The organism is Breznakia sp. PF5-3, assembly GCF_029504745.1.
Classification (GTDB): Bacteria; Bacillota_I; Bacilli_A; order Erysipelotrichales; family Erysipelotrichaceae; genus Breznakia.
In genome coordinates this window covers 20595-41509 of the sequence record NZ_JAQFIQ010000006.1, presented here as the reverse complement: position 1 = coordinate 41509, position 20915 = coordinate 20595, and the positions used below count along the sequence as shown (strand labels likewise).

The 20915-nt window shown below is 31.2% G+C and carries 23 protein-coding genes and 1 tRNA gene; 19 read left to right on the top strand and 5 right to left on the bottom strand.

Annotated elements, in window-relative coordinates; translation table 11 throughout:
- Nucleotides 1-145: 145 nt before the first annotated feature.
- A complete protein-coding gene (locus tag M2475_RS02490) occupies nt 146-1006 on the top strand; it encodes an aldose 1-epimerase family protein (RefSeq protein WP_277489377.1) in 861 nt (286 codons plus the stop codon).
- Between the two features lie 25 nt (nt 1007-1031).
- On the opposite strand, the gene M2475_RS02485 is transcribed toward M2475_RS02490, so the two are convergent.
- A complete protein-coding gene (locus tag M2475_RS02485) occupies nt 1032-1739 on the bottom strand; it encodes a PRD domain-containing protein (RefSeq protein ID WP_277489375.1) in 708 nt (235 codons plus the stop codon).
- A gap of 116 nt (nt 1740-1855) precedes the next feature.
- Here M2475_RS02485 and M2475_RS02480 point away from each other — a divergent pair, with 116 nt between their 5' ends.
- The 4 genes from M2475_RS02480 (at nt 1856) to M2475_RS02465 (ending at nt 6189) form a co-directional block, all read left to right on the top strand.
- Nucleotides 1856-2677 (top strand): MerR family transcriptional regulator, encoded by an 822-nt coding sequence (locus tag M2475_RS02480; protein ID WP_277489374.1) that lies wholly within the window; start codon nt 1856-1858, stop codon nt 2675-2677.
- A 227-nt stretch (nt 2678-2904) separates the two neighbouring features.
- A complete protein-coding gene (gene hflX, locus M2475_RS02475; protein ID WP_277489373.1) occupies nt 2905-4152 on the top strand; it encodes a GTPase HflX in 1248 nt (415 codons plus the stop codon).
- 97 nt (nt 4153-4249) lie between these two features.
- Entirely contained in the window at nt 4250-5173 is a 924-nt protein-coding gene (locus M2475_RS02470) for a 2-keto-3-deoxygluconate permease (RefSeq protein WP_277489372.1), read from the top strand.
- 89 nt (nt 5174-5262) lie between these two features.
- Entirely contained in the window at nt 5263-6189 is a 927-nt protein-coding gene (locus M2475_RS02465) for a DUF5996 family protein (RefSeq protein ID WP_277489371.1), read from the top strand.
- 103 nt (nt 6190-6292) lie between these two features.
- Here the strand turns inward: M2475_RS02465 and M2475_RS02460 are convergent, their stop codons facing one another.
- Complete coding sequence (locus M2475_RS02460; RefSeq protein ID WP_277489369.1) at nt 6293-6724, bottom strand: DNA starvation/stationary phase protection protein; 432 nt, start codon at nt 6722-6724, stop codon at nt 6293-6295.
- A 142-nt stretch (nt 6725-6866) separates the two neighbouring features.
- On the opposite strand from M2475_RS02460, the gene M2475_RS02455 reads away from it, so the two are divergent.
- The 11 genes from M2475_RS02455 to M2475_RS02405 all read left to right on the top strand — a co-directional run bounded on the left by M2475_RS02455 (nt 6867) and on the right by M2475_RS02405 (nt 16500).
- Nucleotides 6867-7718: an NmrA family NAD(P)-binding protein gene (locus tag M2475_RS02455; RefSeq protein WP_277489368.1), complete on the top strand. Its 852-nt coding sequence runs from the start codon at nt 6867-6869 to the stop codon at nt 7716-7718.
- A 66-nt stretch (nt 7719-7784) separates the two neighbouring features.
- Nucleotides 7785-8579 (top strand): MerR family transcriptional regulator, encoded by a 795-nt coding sequence (locus M2475_RS02450; protein WP_277489366.1) that lies wholly within the window; start codon nt 7785-7787, stop codon nt 8577-8579.
- Nucleotides 8580-8628: 49 nt separating this feature from the next.
- Nucleotides 8629-9087: a hypothetical protein gene (locus M2475_RS02445; RefSeq protein ID WP_277489365.1), complete on the top strand. Its 459-nt coding sequence runs from the start codon at nt 8629-8631 to the stop codon at nt 9085-9087.
- Between the two features lie 80 nt (nt 9088-9167).
- Nucleotides 9168-10358: a PLP-dependent aminotransferase family protein gene (locus tag M2475_RS02440; protein ID WP_277489364.1), complete on the top strand. Its 1191-nt coding sequence runs from the start codon at nt 9168-9170 to the stop codon at nt 10356-10358.
- Nucleotides 10359-10413: 55 nt separating this feature from the next.
- Nucleotides 10414-10917 carry a phosphatase PAP2 family protein gene (locus tag M2475_RS02435; protein WP_277489362.1) on the top strand — a complete coding sequence of 168 codons (504 nt, stop codon included), beginning with the start codon at nt 10414-10416 and terminating at the stop codon, nt 10915-10917.
- A gap of 4 nt (nt 10918-10921) precedes the next feature.
- Nucleotides 10922-11854: an RluA family pseudouridine synthase gene (locus M2475_RS02430; RefSeq protein WP_277489361.1), complete on the top strand. Its 933-nt coding sequence runs from the start codon at nt 10922-10924 to the stop codon at nt 11852-11854.
- Nucleotides 11855-12192: 338 nt separating this feature from the next.
- Nucleotides 12193-13110 carry an ATP-binding cassette domain-containing protein gene (locus M2475_RS02425; RefSeq protein ID WP_277489360.1) on the top strand — a complete coding sequence of 306 codons (918 nt, stop codon included), beginning with the start codon at nt 12193-12195 and terminating at the stop codon, nt 13108-13110.
- Nucleotides 13107-14351 carry an ABC transporter permease gene (locus M2475_RS02420; RefSeq protein ID WP_277489358.1) on the top strand — a complete coding sequence of 415 codons (1245 nt, stop codon included), beginning with the start codon at nt 13107-13109 and terminating at the stop codon, nt 14349-14351. The genes M2475_RS02425 and M2475_RS02420 overlap by 4 nt, the downstream gene beginning before the upstream one ends.
- A gap of 80 nt (nt 14352-14431) precedes the next feature.
- Nucleotides 14432-15733 carry a 30S ribosomal protein S12 methylthiotransferase RimO gene (gene rimO / locus M2475_RS02415; RefSeq protein WP_277489357.1) on the top strand — a complete coding sequence of 434 codons (1302 nt, stop codon included), beginning with the start codon at nt 14432-14434 and terminating at the stop codon, nt 15731-15733.
- Entirely contained in the window at nt 15726-16220 is a 495-nt protein-coding gene (locus M2475_RS02410) for a DNA-deoxyinosine glycosylase (RefSeq protein ID WP_277489356.1), read from the top strand. The genes rimO and M2475_RS02410 overlap by 8 nt, the downstream gene beginning before the upstream one ends.
- A 112-nt stretch (nt 16221-16332) precedes the next feature.
- Nucleotides 16333-16500: a hypothetical protein gene (locus M2475_RS02405; protein ID WP_277489355.1), complete on the top strand. Its 168-nt coding sequence runs from the start codon at nt 16333-16335 to the stop codon at nt 16498-16500.
- Nucleotides 16501-16737: 237 nt separating this feature from the next.
- Here M2475_RS02405 and M2475_RS02400 read toward each other — a convergent pair whose 3' ends face one another.
- On the bottom strand, nt 16738-17115 hold the full coding sequence (locus tag M2475_RS02400; RefSeq protein WP_277489354.1) for a hypothetical protein: 378 nt from the start codon (nt 17113-17115) through the stop codon (nt 16738-16740).
- A gap of 318 nt (nt 17116-17433) precedes the next feature.
- A tRNA-Lys gene (locus tag M2475_RS02395) sits at nt 17434-17509 on the bottom strand.
- A gap of 207 nt (nt 17510-17716) precedes the next feature.
- Here M2475_RS02395 and M2475_RS02390 point away from each other — a divergent pair.
- A complete protein-coding gene (locus tag M2475_RS02390) occupies nt 17717-18295 on the top strand; it encodes an SOS response-associated peptidase family protein (RefSeq protein WP_277489353.1) in 579 nt (192 codons plus the stop codon).
- 50 nt (nt 18296-18345) lie between these two features.
- On the opposite strand, the gene M2475_RS02385 is transcribed toward M2475_RS02390, so the two are convergent.
- The gene (locus M2475_RS02385; RefSeq protein ID WP_277489352.1) at nt 18346-19173 is read right to left on the bottom strand and encodes a hypothetical protein; all 828 of its coding nucleotides are present in this window, start codon (nt 19171-19173) and stop codon (nt 18346-18348) included.
- Nucleotides 19174-19280: 107 nt separating this feature from the next.
- Between M2475_RS02385 and radC the strand changes: the two genes are divergently transcribed.
- Together radC and mreC are read left to right on the top strand one after the other, a co-directional pair.
- Entirely contained in the window at nt 19281-19979 is a 699-nt protein-coding gene (gene radC, locus M2475_RS02380; protein ID WP_346780380.1) for a DNA repair protein RadC, read from the top strand.
- 80 nt (nt 19980-20059) lie between these two features.
- A complete protein-coding gene (gene mreC / locus M2475_RS02375) occupies nt 20060-20914 on the top strand; it encodes a rod shape-determining protein MreC (RefSeq protein ID WP_277489351.1) in 855 nt (284 codons plus the stop codon).
- The last annotated feature ends 1 nt before the right edge of the window (nt 20915 follow it).

The following is a 20915-nucleotide window of genomic DNA, read 5'->3' as shown; positions in this document are numbered from 1 at the left end:
AGTGAAGTAGGAAGATAGGAAAGGGATATTTACACTTCACTTTACACTTATATGATATATTCTTTTAAGTAATGTGTCAAGCGAATGACTTTGCTGATACAAATGGTTATTTTATGATAAAATAAAGGAAGAAAGAGGGAGTAATATGAAAATATTTAATAATCGTTTTGAAGTTGAATTTACCACTTTAGGTGGTGAAATGACATCGTTTAAGGATAAAGAAACAGGTATTGAATATCTGTGGCAGGGAGATGAAAAATATTGGTCTGGTAAGAATCCAACGTTGTTTCCAATTGTCGGAAATACATATAATGGAACTTATGAGGTTGATGGTAAAACATACACCTTTAAAAATCATGGATTGATTCGTTATGCAGATTTACAATGTGTTGAGCAAAGTGATACGATGATTTCTTTTGCCTTATATGCAAATCAAGAAACAAAAAAAGTATATCCATTTGATTTCACATATAAGATTACATATAAATTAGTAGATAATAAAATTGAGATTTATTATGCAATTACGAATAATGATCAAGTAACGATGCCCTTTACCTTTGGATTACATCCAGGATTTCGCTGTCCATTAGAAAAAGATGAAAAATTTGAAGATTATCAAATTGTATTTGAAAAAGAGGAAAAACTTCAACAATTGATATTTGACCCAAATAAAAAGGTTCCTCATACGTATACGGAAGTAAGTTTGAAATCTATACCTATGGACTATGCAATGTTTGAAAAATATTTAACTCTTATTTATAAAGGTATGAAAAGTTCATATGTGACTTTGAAAGGGCCAAAGCATGAAGTGAAAGTAACCATGGATAAGTTTCCACTACTAGCTTTATGGAGTCCAACGCAAGGAGCGCCTTTTGTTTGTATTGAACCTTGGTATTCACATGGTGATTTTGAAAAGGTAGATCTTCCATTTGCTAAACGTGAAGGAATGATGAATTTAACTGCTGGTGAAACCTTTACTACATCATATAGTATTGAAGTTTTATAAAAGACAAAGTGAAACCGACTTAAAGCTAAAAGTCGGTTTTTTGGTGTTCAGATTTATAAATCATTGTTTGAATGTGTATTGCTAAGAAAGTCTTTTCTGTTTTTGTTAGTGTGAATCGATATTTTTTTTGGATAAAAGATGCTACTTTTTCACTACCTTGAAAAGCAAGGATATACTTTGCTTTGAAGACATCTAACATGTCGACAATATTGCTATTATCGTATTTGTTTATTACGATACGATAAGACAGTAATTTGATGTGTTCTAAAAAGCTATGGGTAGTAGGTGAGTGAATATCCATAGGATACATAAAATAGTATTTAACTATTTTGGTGATTTCTGAAATGATATCGATCATGATATAGATTTGTGATGGCGAAAGATGAAATTTTGAAGCTATAATCAATAAAGCAATTTCACTACTATGGTATGTATTTAAGCAGTGTACGTGTTTGTTTAAATCATGAATGATAGTTTGAGCAACTAAAAATTCTTCGTTAAAATAGGTAGATACTAACCATAAAGTAGAACGTCTATTTTCATGGGATTTTTTTGAATGCAGTGAGAGATCCAATAGATATCGATATAAAGTAACATAAATTGCATTATTTAAATTTTTACCGAAATGCTGTTTTATATCATATACGTATTTTTTTGTATGATATGCATAATCAAGGTCTTTCTCAAATAATGGTTTGTTAAATGCGTTTGTTGATATAGTTTTTGCTTTCATAAGAAGGCCTCCTTTCAAAACTATAGAAATATGTTAATTCTTTATACTATTATTCTAAACTGTATAGCGACTTGACAGTCAATCCTAATCTTAATAAAATGAAAAAGAGGTATTATATGGAAAGAAAATTAGACAAAGAAGTGTATTTATCAATTGGACAATTTGCTAGAGCATCAGGAATCAGTAGGAAAAATTTAATCTATTATGATTCAATTGGTGTTTTTTCTCCTGAAATTGTATTAGATAATGGTTATCGTTATTATTACTATCGCCAGTTATATACAATGAATATGATATGGACATTAAAAGAAATTGGAATGCCATTAAAAGAGATAAAAAAATTCACGGATAGTAGAACGCCAGAAAAAATGATTGCTTTATTTACAAAACAGAAAAAAACAATTGAAGAAGAAATAGACAAGTTAACGCAAATTAAAGATATGATGGATATGCAAATGGAGATGGCCAAGGAAGCAGAGAAGGTAAAAGTAGGAACAATACAAGTTGAATATCATGAAAAGGAACCTATTTTTTTGAGTCCGGATTTGCGATTGGAGGATGGTGTGAAAATTTCTTTGTCTAAAATGGTTTCACGCTTTTATCAATATGCAAGTGATGAAGGGTTTGAATGTGCATTTCCTTGGGGAATTGTAGTGAATTATGAGAGATATAAAGCATATGGGACAGAGGAAACTATGCAACTATATTATCGAATCCCAAAATCAAATACATATAAACCTAAAGGAAAGTATCTTGTAGGTTACTTATATGGTGATTATATGATTAGACAAGAATTTTATAATAAAATGTTTCAATATGCGAAAGAACATAACTACACATTAGAAAAAGAAGCATATGAGGATTATTTATTAAATGAGATTTCAACGCGAATACCAGAGGAATATATTTTAAAGATATCAATAAAGATTAAAGAATAGTGATAGTTGTATTTTATATGGACATATGGTAAGGTGAATGCGATTGGGGGTTTTAAAATGCGCTATTATATAAGAATCAGAAATAGAAAATTATAATGAGGTACATTTATATATTAAATAAATAGGATAGATTCTTTTTTTGTATTTTAAAATTGAAGGTGTCTCACTATTTTTATTTGTTTAGGTAATATGTACCTATACTTTTGACGTGAAAATAGGAGGTATTTATGAGTGAAGTTGAAAATGAAAAAGTGCTCCTTGTAGGTGTAGAAACACCTCAAGATAAAGCATTTGAATATAGTATGGAAGAGTTAGAAAATCTTGCTTATGCATGTGGGTTTGAACCAATCAAACAAATTGTTCAAAAACTAGAAAGCATGCAAAAGCATTATTATGTAGGAAAAGGAAAATTAGAAGAAATTGCAGAAGCGGCAGAGGATATCGATGTTGTTATTTTTAATGATGAATTATCGCCATCACAGCTACGTAACATAGATGAGATAATTCCTTGTGTGGTTATGGATCGTACGATGTTAATCTTAGATATTTTTGCTCGTCGTGCCCAAACAAAAGAAGCGAAGTTACAAGTAGAAATCAGTATGCTTCAGTATCAATTGCCAAGGTTAGTAGGGACTTATGAGAATTTAAATAGGCAAGGGGGAAGTGCTGGGTTTTATAATCGTGGAGGCGGAGAAACGAAGCTGGAATTGGATCGACGACAGTTGGAAGCGAAAATTCATAAGAAGAGACAAGAACTAAAAAAGATGGTTCAAGAGCGAAAGACACAACGGGAAAAACGTAAACAAACAGGGATAAAAACGGTAGCATTGGTTGGGTATACCAATGCAGGGAAGTCAACGTTAATGAATGCGCTTGTGGCAGATGATGAGAAAATGGTTTTTGCTGAAGATATCCTTTTTGCGACATTAGAAACACGAGTTAGAAAAGTGAAACTATCAGATCAAGAAGAATGTTTACTTACAGATACAGTTGGGTTTGTTGATAAACTTCCACATTATCTTATACAAGCATTTCGCTCTACCTTAGAAGAAGTAAAGGAAGCAGATGTTTTGTTGCATGTTATTGATTTAAACAATCCTTATTACCAAGAACAAAAGAATATTGCTATAAGAACATTGAAAGAAATTGGAATTGAAGATATTCCAATAATTGAAGTGTATAATAAGATTGATTTACAAGGAGTAGAAGCAAGTGCAGGAGATCATAAGGTATATGTGTCTTCACTTCAAGAAAGAGGGCTTGAGCTACTTAGAAAGGCTCTTCGTGAAGCGTTGTTCGCTGATTATCAAATAGGAGAGTTTTTGTTTCCATATGCAATGGGAGATGTAGTTTCTTATTTGAATGAACAGTATAAAGTAGTAGATATGGAGTATCATGGATCTGGGATTGCATTGAAGCTTTTCGCACCAATGTCTATTTTTCAAAAATATAAACAGTATAAAAGGGTATTATAATATCCTTTTTTCGACAATGCCGATTTTTGGTGATGGCAAGAGCAAGGTAGTATACCTCTACTTATATCATTGTTATAGTTGATATGGTGAGGATGATATGCGAAAAATAATAGAAAAAATAATGAAAATGCCTGGGGCGATATTATTGATTCCAATGCTGATAACAGCAGTTTTAAATAGTTATACAGATATTTTAGATATTGGTAATCCAACAACTGCAGTGTTTTCAAGTACAGGGACAATGACAATTATTGGTATTATGTTAGTCGTTACAGGAATTCAGATGAAGCTTCCCCTTTTTATAAAGGCTATGAAACGTGGAGGTATCTTAGTTGTTGTGCGATTTTTGATAAATGTTATTCTATCTACAATTGTAATTTTTTTAGTAAAAGATAGTATCTTAGGTATTTCTGTATTAGCGTTTGTTGTAGCTATTACTAGTTATAATCCTGGAGTTTATATGGCAATTGCAGAAGAGTATGGTGATGATGTAGATAAAGCAAATTTCGCTTTATTAAGTGTCATGGTATTGCCTGTTTTTCCATTAATGATTATGGGTTTGGATAGTTCTGCATCGTTTGATTATCAGATGATACTAGCAACCATTATACCTTTGATTGTTGGATTAGTAATAGGAAAGCTATTTCCTCAATCTAGGGTAGCTACCAAAAGTATGAATAAAGTTTTACTTCCTTTTTTAGGCGCCTGTTTGGGAAGTTCTATACATTTAGATGTTGTATTACATTCAAGTCTGTCAGGAATCATATTGTTTATTGTCTATATGATAGTAAACTGGATACCTTTATATTTAATAGATACTAAACTCTTGCATCAAAAGGGAATTATGGCAACTGCAATTTGTAGTGTAGGAGGAGTTTCACTATCTGCACCTTTGCTCATAGCATCAGCAAATAAAGCATACGCTCCGTATGTTGATGAAGTGATAGCTCAAGTATCCATAGGTATTTTATTGTCAGCGATATTTTTGCCTTTGATTATTCAACGGATAAAAAGCAAATAAATGAATATCTTATGCATTCTAATCTACATATAGAATCCGAAATGATATAATATCACTAATAGGATATTTATTGAAAAGGAGATGTTGAAATGAATGTGTTAAAGTATAGTGAATGGAAAGATACAGCGCTTACCTTACATTTGATAAGTCAGATGTTAGGGAAAGCAAAATTAACGAGAATGGAACCACAACCAGAATGGAATCATACGCTTTTACAATTAAATGCGGATGGATTTACAACGGGGTTAATCCCGAATGGTGAAAAGAGTTTTTCCATCTCATTAATGATCAAAGAAGGGAAAGTAGTAGCCAGTGGTATCGATGGGCGAACAAGTGGGTTTTCTTTCGAAACTGGAAAATCAATCAGTGAATATTATGCATTATTTAATCGCATGCTTAATGATGTAATGTGTGAGACGGAAATATGTACAGTTCCAATGGAAATGAATACTCGAACACCATTTGAAGATGATAAAGTGAAAAGAGAGTACGATACGCAATGTGCATTGACGTTTTTTCAAATGTCAACATTTGCACATAATGCATTATTGAAATTTGTATCTGCATATCGAGGCAAGAAAATCTTACCATCATTTTTCTGGGGAACATTTGATATCTCTGCTGTGTTATTTAGTGGTAAAGAGGCACCTTTTCCAGGTAATGGAGTAATTGAAAAGACGGCTTTTGATGAGCAGATGATTGAATTTGGTTTTTGGCCAGGTGATGATACAATAGATGAACCAAGTTTCTTTATATTACCATACCCATTTGTAACAAAAGATTTATCGAATACAAATATCAAACCAGATAAAGCATTTTATAGTAAAGAAAAAAGTGAGTATTTTATAACTCTAAGAGATGTGATGAATTACGAAGATCCAGAAGCTGCCCTTCTTGCGTTCTTCAAGAGTGGATTTGAAATTCTTACAAAAGAAGAACATTGGGACAATGTGGAGTGGCTAGTAAAACCATTACTTATTACTAAGGGTAGTGAAGCGTTGAAAAAACAAAAGTAGTAATCATAAAGTGATCCAAAGGATTGCTTTATGATGTTGATAAAAAAAGGATGTAACTACTGTATCTTACAGAAATTACATCCTTTAATTTTCTAAACATCTATTATGCTTCTACTACTTGCTTGATCATCCAAATAGATTTTGTAAATTCTTTTATGTAATCATCCATTTGAATTGCAACAACATCCAATTCTTTTACTTCTGCATCACGTTTGATTTCTTTTGATGTCTTTAATAAATGTTCGAAATCATTTAAAACCTCTTTATATATATCTTTTGAAGCGATATGTTGAGCAGGCGCCTCCTTAATACTAGATAACTTTAAGAAATCTTCTAAAGAAGCCTTTGGTTTGCCATCAATCATAAGAATTAATTCACCAACTTCATCAATTGTTTCATTGATGTAATCATATAATTCTTCTAGTTTTTCATGCGCTGTAAAAAAATCTTTTCCTTTCACATACCAATGAAAGTTTTGTAGTTTATGATATTCAACTACTAAATCTGATAAATATTTGTTTAAACTGTTTTCCATTCTTCTTTCCTCCTAATATGTTAGCTTAATCTAACTATTTATATGATAGCATATCTTAATAGAGATTCAATTCATTTGCTTAATCATTGTAAACATACCTATATTTTATTATAATGAAACTAATAAAAGGAGGAAATATAAAATGATTTTAGTAACAAGTGCAAATGGAAACACAGGACGAAGTATTGTTAAACAATTGGTAAGTGCAGGGTTAGATGTTAGAGCTACTGACATTAATCCAGAAGTGGAGAATTTGAAAGATGAACTTGGAGTTAAAGAAGTTGTAGTTGGTGATTTAACTAATATATCAACAATTCGCTTGGCAATTGAAGGAGCTTCTCAAATTGTCTTTATTCCTCCATTGTTTAAAGCAGAGGAATATTATATAGGAAAAGCGATGATTGATGAAGCGGTTCGTTTAAAGGTTTCGCAATTTGTGTTGATGTCAGTAACACATTCAATTATGTCAACCTTATTACAACATACAGCAAAAAGAGACATTGAAGAATATTTAATATATAAAGGATTAAGTGATGGATTGAATTATACAATTCTACAACCTATGCATTATATGCATAATTTTAATCCAATGCTTGTAAAAGAAACGAAGCGTTACTCTATTTTTTATGATATAGATACACCCCTTGCTTATGTTGATAGCGATGATGTAGGAGAGGTAACTGCAAATGTTTTAAAACATCCTGAAATTCATAACAAAGCAACTTATGAATTGGTGGGAAATGATGTATTATCACCAAAAGGATTGGTTTGTGAGTTTAATGAAGTATATGGTGAACAAGCAATCGCAGAAAAAATTGATATTGTTGATTTTATGGATAGTATTCATTTAGAAAATGTTTATTCACGCGATGCATTTATTGAATTATCTAATACATATAGTAAATATGGAATTGATGGGAATGCTAATGTGTTAACTTGGTTATTGAATCGTAAACCAACAAGCTTTAAGGAGTATTTGAAAAAACGGATGTAAGCATTATAATTTTATAATGCTTTTTCTTTTGGTATTTGATAAAATAAATAGGAAAGGTAATGGGAAATGAAATATTATCAAATTGGGGAATTTTCTAAGTTATGTAATTTATCGGTACGAACATTACATTATTATGATGATATAGGGATATTGAAACCAATTGTAGCAGAAGAAAATCGTTATCGATACTATGATGAAAATCATCTTTTAATCGTAAATAAAATTAAACTGTTTCGGAGGCTAGAGTTTTCAATTGAAGAGATAAAATATTTGATGAATGTGGATACTTTGGAAAATGAGCCCTTGTTAGTAGAAAAAGAAAAAGCAGTAACAGAAAAGATGATGCACCTAAGATTACATCATGAGCTTTTACAACAGTGGACGACATTGAGCGATAATAGAAGCGAGGATGTATTTGTGAAACGTATTCCATCTACCAATCTTTTGTTTGAGCGATATCGAAGTGAATCAACTCCAGAAGCGTTTTATTTACGGTTTACAAGATTACGAAAATTAAGTGAAGATCATAATTTGACAATGTGTGGAAATGTAATGGCAATTTATCATGATCATTATAAATCCTATAACCCTATGAATGCTGATATTGAAGTGTGTGTAAGAGTTGCAGAAGACATAGAACATGAACATGTTCGCAAGTGGGGGGATTTCTTAGTTGTTTGTGCATATCATTATGGTGCATATCATAATATGAATAATACATATGCTAAAATGTTAGATTGGTGTAAAACAAATGGATTTAAAATGATTGGTCCAGGATGTGAGGAATATATTATTGATCCAGTTTCGGGAAAAGATGAAGATTTATTTGTAACATTATTAACAATTCCAATTTCTTCTTGACCTTACAGTTACTGTAGGGTTTATAGTGTTACTATACAAGGAGAACAAGATGGAACATTTAGTATATACAGATAAGAAAAGCAATGTATTAGAAAATTTATTAAACAAAAAAAAGACAATGATTGTTCGTGGTGCAGCAGGACGTAAGCTTCCACATAGTAGGGTATTTGCAGGTGAAATTTTATATTTTGTAGAGAATGATGGGAGTGGAACAATTCGTGCCAGAGGGGTTGTAAGTCATGTTTTTAATTCAGAGAAAATGAGTGCTGATGAGTCGATTCATTTGCTTGAAAAGAATCAAGAGCAATTACAATTGAGTGATGCTCAAAAGAAACGATGGTATGGAAAGAAGATTATTTGTCTAGTTGAAGTGCGGGATGTAGAGAAGATTGAACCAATGCAATATGATCGTCAAAAAAATATGGATGATTGGTTGATTGTAGAAAAGATTGAAGATATCTTGGAAGGATCAAAAGCCAAGGAATACAAAAATATACGCATAAAATAGGGGGTTACCTCTTTTTTTTTTGTTGTGGAAATAATATAATACAAATGATATAATCATAGAAAATCATCAGGAGGTGTTTTATGAAATTAGCTAAACGAATGAAAAATATGAAAGCATCAGAGATTCGTGAAATTTTAAAAATAACTGAAAATCCTGAAATTATATCATTTGCTGGAGGATTGCCAGCACCAGAATTATTTCCTATTGAAGATATAAAGAAAATAAATGAAAGAGTTCTTGTTGAAGATGGACAAAAGGCTTTACAATATACCACAACAGAAGGATATCAACCACTTCGTACATGGATAGCCAAACGGATGGAAAAACGTTTAGATACAAACTTTAATGAAGATGAGATTTTAATCACTCATGGTTCACAGCAAGCATTGGATTTGGGTGGGAAAGTATTCTTAGATGAAGAAGATGTTGTGATTTGTGAAAGTCCTACATATCTTGCCGCAATTAGTGCATTTAAGATGTTTGGGGCAAAATTTGAAGAGATTAGTTGTGATGATGATGGAATGGATATGGATGAATTAGAGAAAATATTAAAAAGCAATACAAAGGTTAAGCTGATTTATGTTATCCCAGATTTTCAAAATCCTTCTGGAAGAACATGGAGCTTAGAGCGAAGAAAGAAATTAGCAGAACTGTCTAATCAATATGAAATTCCAGTAATTGAAGATAATCCATATGGTGAATTACGTTTTGAAGGAGAATTTTTACCTTCTATATCCGCTTTTGATAAAAAAGGGTATATTATGTGTACTGGTACTTTTTCAAAAATATATTGTCCTGGGTATAGAATTGGTTGGATAGCAGGAAACAAAGAATTAATTCGTCAATTCATTTTGGTAAAACAAGGTTCCGACTTGCAGTGTAATACTATGTCACAGATTACTATAGCTAAATATCTTGAAGAATATGATATTGATAAACATATTGAAAAGATACGTAAAGTTTATAAAAAACGTCGTGATTTAGCAGTCCATACAATGGAAAAATCATTTCCAAAGGTAGTTAAGTTTACAAGACCACAAGGCGGATTATTCGCTTGGGTTGAATTGCCAGAATATATTGATGCTAGAGAAATTTTGAAAGTAAGTTTAAAGGAAAATATTGCCTTTGTACCAGGTGGTTCATTTTATCCAAATGGTGGCAATGAAAATACATTTCGAATAAATTTTTCCAACATGCAAGAAGATCGTATTGTCGATGGTTTAACACGTTTGGGGAGAATATTATATCAATATATAGAGAACGAGGTATAGTAAATCAATACTATCCTTTTTTTCTTTAATAAGATATAATATGGGAGGTGATGAGATGAATCGAATAGACGATACGATATTATATTATATTAATGATAAATTAACGAACCCTATTTTGGAAAAATTTATGATTTTCTGTACCCATATGGGGGATTTTTGTTTTATATGGTTGGCTTATTGTATAACTGCTTTTTTGCGTGGTGAGCGTAAATTGGTTGTTGCTTTAGTGGTGGTAATGTTATTGGTAAATGCTATAAATAATGGTTTTATTAAAGCGATTTTTAGAAGAAAACGGCCTTTTGAAGACCATCCAGATATCAAGATTCATATTAATAATCCATATGGATCTTCGTTTCCTTCAGGCCATAGTGCCAATGGATTTGCTTGTGCGATTGTGATTGGATATTTTTATCCTAACTTTGGATTCATTGCGTTTATTATTGCAAGTTTAATTGCAATATCAAGAATGTATTTAAAAGTACATTATTTCACAGATGTATTTTTTGGGTCATTGGTAGGAATTCTTATAGGGATCGCGTATGTAGCGATTATATGGTAAAAAAATGCAAACGATTCATGTTTATGAAAATGATGCAAATCAAAGAGTTGATAAATTTCTTCAAAAAGCCCTACCTAAATTGCCTAAAAGTTTAATGTATAAATATATTAGAAATAAAAAAATAAAAGTAAATGGAAAACGTTGTAAGCCAGAACAAAAATTATGTAATGGGGATATATTTTCATGTTATATTGCGGAAGAGTTTTTTGAAACAAAAAAAGATATGACTTTTTTAAAAGCTAAAAGTGAGCTTCAAGTTATTTATGAAGATACTAATATTTTAATTATGAATAAACCTGTAGGCCTACTTGTGCACAGTGATCAAAATGAAGATATTGATACACTTATCAATCGAATGAAGAAATATTTACACGAAAAGGGAGAGTATAACCCTGAAAGTGAACAAAGTTTTGCTCCTGCGTTAGCACACCGTATTGATCGTAATACACAAGGACTTGTAATAGGTGCAAAAAACGCAGAAAGTTTACGTAATATAAATTTATTGATTAAGGAAAGAAGGCTTGATAAATTCTATCTTGCGCTTATAAAAGGTATACCAAATAAAAACGCAGATACTTGGATTCATTATCATAAAAAGGAAAATCAAAAAATCATTATTCGCGATATTGAAGAAGTAGGATACAAGCAAATGAAAACGAAATATCATGTTTTAAAAACAAAACAGGATATTAGTTTAGTGGAAATTGAGTTGTTTAGTGGAAGAGCTCATCAAATTCGTGCGCAGTTTGCTCATATGGGGTTTCCTTTGCTTGGGGATTTACGATATGGTAGTACACATACAGATTTTCAATACCAAGCATTGTGTGCATATAAATTAGTATTTCATTCTTCAAATAATGATTACTTTTCTTATCTAGATGGAAAAGAAATTACATTAAATAGAATTTTATTATTAGACTATTTTAATCAACAGTAAAATCGGTATGTTGATTAAACGTAATGAAAAGAAGTTAGAATACTATTAAATGTCCTATTTATACAAATGAAAAAACTCTTTATTTGTTGGGTTTGTAATCACATTGTTCATATTTTGGATATAACGATTCAAAATAAACAATGTTTTTTTATTCTTTCCTCAAAAACGGATAATACTATAAAATGGAACCTATTGAAGAAAATAATAGTCTTAATACTGATATAGGCAACGGAAATGTAACTGTTTTATTATTATGTCAAAAAATTTTGATATTAAAAATATAGTAGGAAATACATTTTCAATGTGATATTATATCGTTACAATGTTGGGAGGAAACTATGAAACTTGAAGTAAAAGGAATTCGAAAAAAATTTGATGGAACCGAAGTGTTACATGGAATTTCTTTTGATGCTGAAGCGGGGAAAGCACTTGGTCTTTTGGGAAGAAATGGTGCAGGTAAGACAACAACGATTAGGATTTTGATGGATGTGTTTAAAGCGACATCGGGAGAAGTGTTAATCGATGGTAAACCATTTGTAGCAAAAGATTATAAAATTGGATATATGCCTGAAGAACGGGGAATGTATCCTAAAAAGAAAGTGTTACAGCAATTGATTTATTTTGGTGAATTGCGTGGTATATCTGCGCAAGAAGCAAAAACGAATGCAAAAGAATTAATGAAGAAATTAGAGATTGAAGAATATACAAATCGAAAACTTGAAACTTTATCAAAAGGGAATCAGCAAAAAGTACAATTGGCACAAACGTTGATTTGTAATCCAGATATTGTTATTTTAGATGAACCATTTAGTGGGTTAGACCCAGTAAATTCACAGATTTTAAAAAATTTAATTGATGAGCAAATAAAAAAAGGAAAACTTGTTATTTTTTCTAGTCATCAAATGAGTTATGTAGAAGAGTTTTGTGAAGATATTGTAATTGTTAATCGTGGAGAAATTGTGTTAAAGGGAAATCTTGATGCAATTCAAAAGGATTTGGGTGAAAAGAAAATTATTTTAAATGCTAACAATTACACTTTACAAGAGTTGGAAACATTGTGTATAGATAGACTTTCAAAAGAAGTGGCTATAGAGGGGAAGAAGAAAGATTTTTTAATCCTTCAATTATTAAATGGATACAGTAAAAAAGATTTTCTTGAAAAACTGAATTCTATATCTGTTGATATTGAGTTGTTTGGTGATTATAAACCTACGCTTACAGATATTTTTGTATGGAAGACGGGTGATGAACAATGAAACAGTTTTTAACCATTTTTAAGTTTGAGTTTTTGGGTTTAGTAAAGACAAAAACATATATTGTAACAACTACGATATTTGTGTTGATTGCAGTAATTGGGTTATCAATCCCTAGCTTTTTTGGGGAAATAGAAACAAGTGATGCGAAGGATACGCTTGTAGAGCAGTTAACAAGTAAAGTTGATTATATCGTATATGATCCTGATGGTGTTTTAGATGATGAGGGAGAAACACTTAAAATGTATTTTCCAAACGCTAAATTTAAAACAGCTGATTCTTTGGATGCTTTGAAAAAAAGTGTATCTGATGAAAAAGCCGATGGTGGATTTTATGTAAAAGAAAACTATTCTTTTACGTATTATGTATATGATTCAAGTATGACGGATGTGACGAATACAATTTTTTCAGAGGCGATTTCTCAAGTGAAACGAAATCATGCATTTGATGAAGCTGGGCTTGATGCAAATAAAGTAATGGATATATATTATAAGAATACAAGCATCGGGAAAACGGAGATTTTAGGTAGTGATGGTGCGAATAATTTCTTTTATACAATTGTGATGATATTAATTATATATATGATTACAGTTATGTATGGAAATGTGATTGCAACCACTGTTGCTAGTGAAAAAGGAAATCGTACAATGGAGCTTCTTGTAACAAGCGCGAGTACGAATGCTTTGATTTTTGGGAAAGTGTTAGCAACTGCATTAGCAGCCTTTATTCAGGTGGGGATGTTTGTAGGTAGTACATTTCTGGCATATTCACTCAATGCTTCCGCATGGAATGGAATGTTAGATGCGATGTTTAATATACCGACATCAGTATTGGTAGCATTTGCAGTCTTTGGAATTTTTGGTTTCTTATTTTATGCATTTATCTTTGGTGCATTAGGAGCCTTGGTTTCAAAAAGTGAAGATGTTAATAGTAGTGCAACACCAATTACGGTAGTTTTTGTTGCTATTTATCTTGTTGTGTATTTAGGGGTAATGGATCCAACGAATACAATTTTTAAAATTGCATCTTTTATTCCATTAAGTTCACCAATGGCAATGTTTGCAAGGATGGCGATGGTTGATGTACCAATTTTTGAGGTATTGATATCTTTTGGAATTTTGATTGTTTCAACGGTTCTTGTTGGAATGGGAGCTTCAAAGATTTACCGTCGTGGTACTTTGATGTATGGAAATCAAATAAAATTGTTACATGCTTTAAAATGGCTTAAGCGTACAAAAGAATAGGTTCTCTATTCTTTTTTCTTTCGTTGGTTGAAAGAAATAGGAAATGTTGTATAATCATGTAGAAGAAGTGAGGTAATATTATGCGAGTTGGATTTATATCGTTAGGGTGTAGTAAAAATTTGGTAGATAGTGAAACGATGATGGGAATGCTTGTACATGGAAAACATGAACTTGTGAATGATCCCAATAAGGCAGAAGCCATTATCATCAATACATGTGGTTTTATAACATCTGCTAAGGAAGAAGCTATCAATACCATATTGGAAATGGCAGAATACAAGAAACAACATGTGAAGAAATTGATTGTTGTAGGTTGTTTGGCACAAAGATATAAGCAAGAATTGATAAATGAAATACCTGAGATTGATGTAATTATTAGTATTGCAGAATATCCTCATTTACATGAAATATTAGAACATCATTTAGGGAATCCTCTAGTTTCTTATAATAAGAGTGAACGATTAATATCTAGCAAACCATATACTGCATATTTGAAAATAGCTGAAGGTTGTAGCAATTGTTGTACATTTTGTGCAATCCCTTTAATTCGTGGTGGAAATATTTCATATCCTATGGAACAACTGATTAAACAAGCCAAAGAGTTAGCAACATCTGGAGTTAAGGAATTGGTTTTAATTGCCCAAGATACAACAAAATATGGAATGGATATATATGGAAAGAGAAGTTTGTTAACATTGCTTGAAAAATTAAATGAAGTTGAAGGATTGCACTGGATTCGTATTTTATATATGTACCCTGATGAAATTGATTATGAATTGATTGATGGTATGAAGAAGTTGGATAAAGTGATTCCATATTTTGATATTCCTATGCAACATGCATCAAATCGTTTATTAAAACTTATGAATCGAAGGGGAACGAAAGAGGAAATTTTAGAGAGAATTTCTTATATTCGTCAAACCTTTGAATATCCAACATTAAGAACGACATTCATTGTAGGCTTTCCTCATGAAGAGGAAGCAGACTTTGAGGAATTGAAAGCCTTTTTAGAGGTTGTACGATGGGACCGCATGGGGGCTTTTACATATTCTCCAGAAGAAGATACAAAAGCATATGACATGGATGGGCAAGTAGATCAAGAAGTAATGGATAAACGCTTGGATGAGCTTATGAAGCGACAAAAAGAAATTGCTTTAGAAAATAATAAGAAATATATAGGTAAAGAGATAGAGGTGCTAGTGGAAGCTTTGGATGGACTTAGTGGAAAGTATCGTGGGCGTTCTAAGATGAATGCACCTGATGAAGTTGATGGAATGGTTATTTTTAGAAGTGATACAGTGATTCCATTAGGAAGTTTTGTAATGGTAAAAATCACGGATGCTTTGCCTTATGACTTAATTGGTGAGAAAGTAAATGATTAAAGGTTTTCCACCGATTGTTGGTGCAGAAGCAAAAATTTTAATTTTAGGATCTATGCCTTCTGTCACATCACTTAAAAATGTAGAATACTATGGATATAAACATAATCGATTTTGGAAGATAATTACAACTTATACAGGATGTAAATTTAATAGTTATACAGATAAGGAAGAATGCTTGAAGGCGCATGGCATAGCATTATGGGATGTTATAGAGAGTTGTGAGCGAGAAGGAAGCTTAGATTCTAAGATTCGAAATGTGACAGTGAATCCAATTGCTGATTTTGTTGCTATCCATCCTTCAATAAAGGCTATTTTTTGTAATGGAAAAAAGAGTTATGAATTATATCAACGTCATTTTTCTTCTTTATCAATATCTTGTATTTGCTTGCCATCAACAAGCAATGCAAATAGAATAATCAAAGAATGTGATTTGTATAAAATATGGTTAGACAGTTTAAAAACATATCTTACTAATGATAATAAATAATACCAAAAAGTACGAATGAAAAGCCGATAATACCAATTTGTGCATTTCTGTTTATCTTTTCTTCATTTCTTCTTATAATATAAGTAGGTAAGGAGGAGGAAGGAGGAGTTTTATGATAAGCAGTTCAATCGTGTATTATCTGTTTATAGCTTTTGCTTTTGTATTACTTCTGACAGGAAATCCCTATACAGCTACAGGATTTTTAGCAATGGCAATTGCTGTCGTTGCCATTATTATTGCATTTGTAGGCTTGTATATTAATAGAAAGAATAATGAATGATTCAGGCATATCACTATTGTAGTGATATGCTTTTTTATATGGCGCTATATCGCTTGACATATATGGTATACTATTATGGTAAGGTGAAGTGTAAATATCCCTTTCCTATCTTCCTACTTCACTTTACACCTGATAGAAAAGCAAAAACCTGCGTTATATGCGCAGGTTTTTATGTTGATCAAATAAATAAGGAAAAGATAAAAAATCACTTTATGAAGTTTTCAATTTATTTATTATTTATTTTAAGCTTTCACAATATTCAATCAATTCTTTCTCAGTTATTCCAATTCTTCTCAACTCATTTTCATATATTTTTATTGCTGAATCAGTATTTTCTTTTTCTTTTTTGCCTTTAATAAGTACTGATTTATCAGGGTCAGCGGAGCCATCATTTAACTCGCCACCAATATAAGAGATGTGTTTTGCTTTTGATGCTTCATATGAAAATACCCAAAAATAGCTATCATTTTCTTTGTTTGAAATAATAATATTATCAATATTAGCTTTATCAATAGTATATCCAGAATCAATTAATTTCTCTTCAACGGATTTAGAACTACACCCCCCTAAAAACAACAATCCTAATATTAATACTAAACTAAATATTTTTTTCACTTTCTAATACCTCCGCAAATTCCTATTTATTAAGAGCATGAAGATTTGATTGTGCTACCAATATCTTTTGGATGCTTATTAGAATTTGTATACAATCTGGATTTCTCTTTAAATAATTTTCATACTATTAACACTCTAATATTATATAGGGAAATCATGACATACTCAATTTTTTTATTTAATTGCCTTTAATAATCTTTTTCAATAGGTCCCAATTATAATATATATAGCTGAAATAATAGATGGTGGATCTTATATTAATTTAATAAAAAAACCGTTAACCCTTTTTGATTTAAAGTATTAACGGTTATTCTTATATGGTGACCTGTCAGGGATTCGAACCCTGGACCCACTGATTAAGAGTCAGTTGCTCTGCCAACTGAGCTAACAAGTCAAATTTCCAACATAGTGATTATATCAAAGTGTTCCTTTATAAGTCAATAAAAAAGAGGTTACAAAATTAATTAAATACTGAAAAAGAATAATAGATGTTAATCGATTTCGAATATGCTATGATACCAATACAGGTTTTAGGAAGTAAAGAGTATGAAAATGTATATTTATTTATTTTGATTTTAACTTATGAATGGAGGTGTAAATAATGTGCGGTCGTTTTGCATCACTTACAAAGGAAGATATGCAATCTCTATTTAGTGTCAGCAAAGAACTATATGATATAGATGAATCGAGAGAGATTACTCCAGGTATGTACTATCCGATCATTACTAAGGCAGGTGTTGTAAAGATGCTGTGGGGTATAAAGGCAGAGTGGTCAAAAGGGAAATCTATTATTAATGCAAGGCAGGAAACAGTAAATATAAAGGAGTTTTTTAGAGATAGTTTTATAAATAGAAGGTGTATAGTGAAAGTTCCGGCTTTTTATGAATGGGACAAGCATAAGAATAAGTATATGGTGAAAAGGAAAGATTCTAAGTTGTTAAATATGGCAGGACTATATATGAAAGTGGGGGATGAAAATTGTTTTGTGGTGATTACACAAGATGCAACAAAAGAGTTTGCTAGAGTTCATTCAAGATTACCGTTTATTTTAGAAGATGAAGAAGTTCATGAATATTTACGTGGTAATCAAGAAGATAGATGGTGTTCTCCCAAATTGACTAATAATTTGATATGGAATTTAGAGAATCCACAAAAGCCCGAACAGGGAACATTGTTTTGATAAGAAAAAGGATATGATAGTAATTAAAATCACATCCTTTCTAATTAGTATTATAGTAAATCAGAATAGGTAGGTAGTTTTCCTTCTTTAACATAATCACAGAATTTATTGATAACAGAGCCATATATGTTTTCTTCATCAAAATCTTCATCATCTTCATGATCAGCCATGTAGTCTTCATAGTTCTCAACTTCATCAAAGAGACTTGAAAACAGACGGTTTAACATTTCTTTATCATCAAAGTCTATTTCATGGCTATCTTTTTGAATGCGATTTAAAAACCAATTAGCACATGCTTTTATAAACAAATCACATTGTGAAGAATCAGTAAACTTTTCTATCATGCTATCAAAATATTCTTCTAGTTGTTCATCACCATGCTGTCCAGGTTCAAACCAACGAGCAACAATGAGAGGGTAGGTAATTTCGCTAACACCCCATTTTTCTAATATTGCTTCAATATCCTTTCCTTGATATACTTCGTGATTAACATCATTTGTAAGGTAAAAGTCAATATAGGTTTGAATATCGTTTTGATTTGCAATGGCTAGTTCTTTAGCATATGCAGCACCTGCATAGTCCATATCATTAGCATGTAATAGCCAGAAATCATCATAATTATCCCAAGCTTTTAAATTAAAAATAGTGATTTGCTGTACTAGGTTGCGAATGAGGTTGTGAAGATCAGGATATTTAATTGCCGAAGCTGCAACCATTCGCTCTACATTGTAACCAGATTCTTCACTATTTTCAGCCATGTTAATTAAATCATCTAAATATAATGTTGGATAATACTTGCGATTATCAATTTTTCCATTTTCAATCGCATGAAGTAAAATCTCAATTTGCTTTTGCAAGAGTTCTTTGCTTAGTTCCATTTATGTTTCCTCCAATTATTTTTGTCTATTCACTTGTGAGTATAACATAAAGAAGCGAAAGTAATAAAGAGAGAATAGGAAACAAGGTCTTTATAGGGTAAAATAATATAGGAAGTGATGGTGGTTTTATTTTAATAAAAGAGATTAGTTCAAAAGAACGTCCACGTGAGAAAGCAGTTATAAATGGGATTGAAAGTTTGTCCAATCGTGAATTGTTAGCAATTATTTTACGTTGTGGCTATAAAGGAACATCAGTATTACAGATGGCTGAAATGGTATTAAATGAAGCTGGAGGGTTGTTGAATCTATATAGTATGAATTATGAAGAGTTAATTAAAATTAAAGGGATTTCATCTTCTAAAGCGTTGGAGATACTTTCAGCTTTTGAAATTAGTAAGAGAGTTTCTTTTGAAAACCTTACAGATCGAATACAAATAAATTCTCCTAAAAATTTGTCACAGTATTTAAATCAAAAAATAGGTTTTAAAAAACAAGAAAATTTTCATGTTTTATTTTTAAATACAAAGAATCAAATTATTTGTGAGAAAACTTTATTCATTGGAACTTTAAATGTCAGTGTTGTACATCCACGAGAAATTTTTAAAGAAGCAATACAGAAGAATGCAGCTAGCATAATTGTTTCCCATAATCATCCTAGTAGCAATTGTAATCCAAGTGAACAAGACATAGTGTTTACGAAATCGTTAGTTACAGCTGGTGATATTATTGGGATTAGTGTTATAGATCATATTGTTGTTTCTCATAATAATTATTTTAGTTTTAAAGAAAAGAATTTAATTGATTAGAAGGGGAAACCCTTCTTTATTAATTGTGGAGAATAGTTTATAATAGAGAACATAGAAAGGCGAAGATGAGTTGGTGATGTATGGAGCGTTTTTCAAAGGTATATAGAGATAAATTTCGTTTTACTAGAGTCCAAAAGGTATTGATAACAATATGTGCATGTTTATTAACATTTGGTATTTTCACTAGAATTATAGGAGGAAATATTGCTTCAAAATATGGATATGATGTTTTTACAATGCTGAGATATTCATTAATTGATCATCCTGTGGAAACAGTTGCAGGATTTTCTGATGATTTTAGTAATTTGTGGAATGTGCAAAATGAAAATGATGAATTGAGAAACAAGTTAGCTTCTCAAAAGATGTATAAAGAAGAGTTGGATGAAAGTAAACGTAAATTGAATGAATTGGAAGAGTTGATGGATATTAGTTCAAGTAATAATTATGAGAGCATCTCAGCAAGAGTGTTAGTACGCGATATCCAAGGTTGGTCAAACATGCTAACAATTAACAAAGGAAGCAATGATGGAATCACAGAAGATATGGCTGTCATTAGTAGTAAAGGGTTAATTGGAAAAGTAGTAGAAGCAAATCCGACAAGTGCTAAAGTAAAGTTATTAACTAATGAAAAGATGGATAATAGTGTTTCTGTAAAGGTTGAGTTAAGTAAAGATAAAGCAACTGATGGTTCTTTAGAAAGCTATGATAAAAGTACGGGGAAATATGTGGTTAGTATCTTTGATTCAAATGTAGAAATAAAAAAAGGTATGAAGATTATAACATCAGGAAAAGGTAAATTATTTCCAGCTGGAATTATTATTGGTGAAGTTGATAAGGTTGAGGATTTATACAATGCAGAAGGGAAATCTGTTTTGGTAACTCCATCGGTAGATTTCAATGATTTTGAATATGTTAGTGTTCTGAAGGTGAAATAAT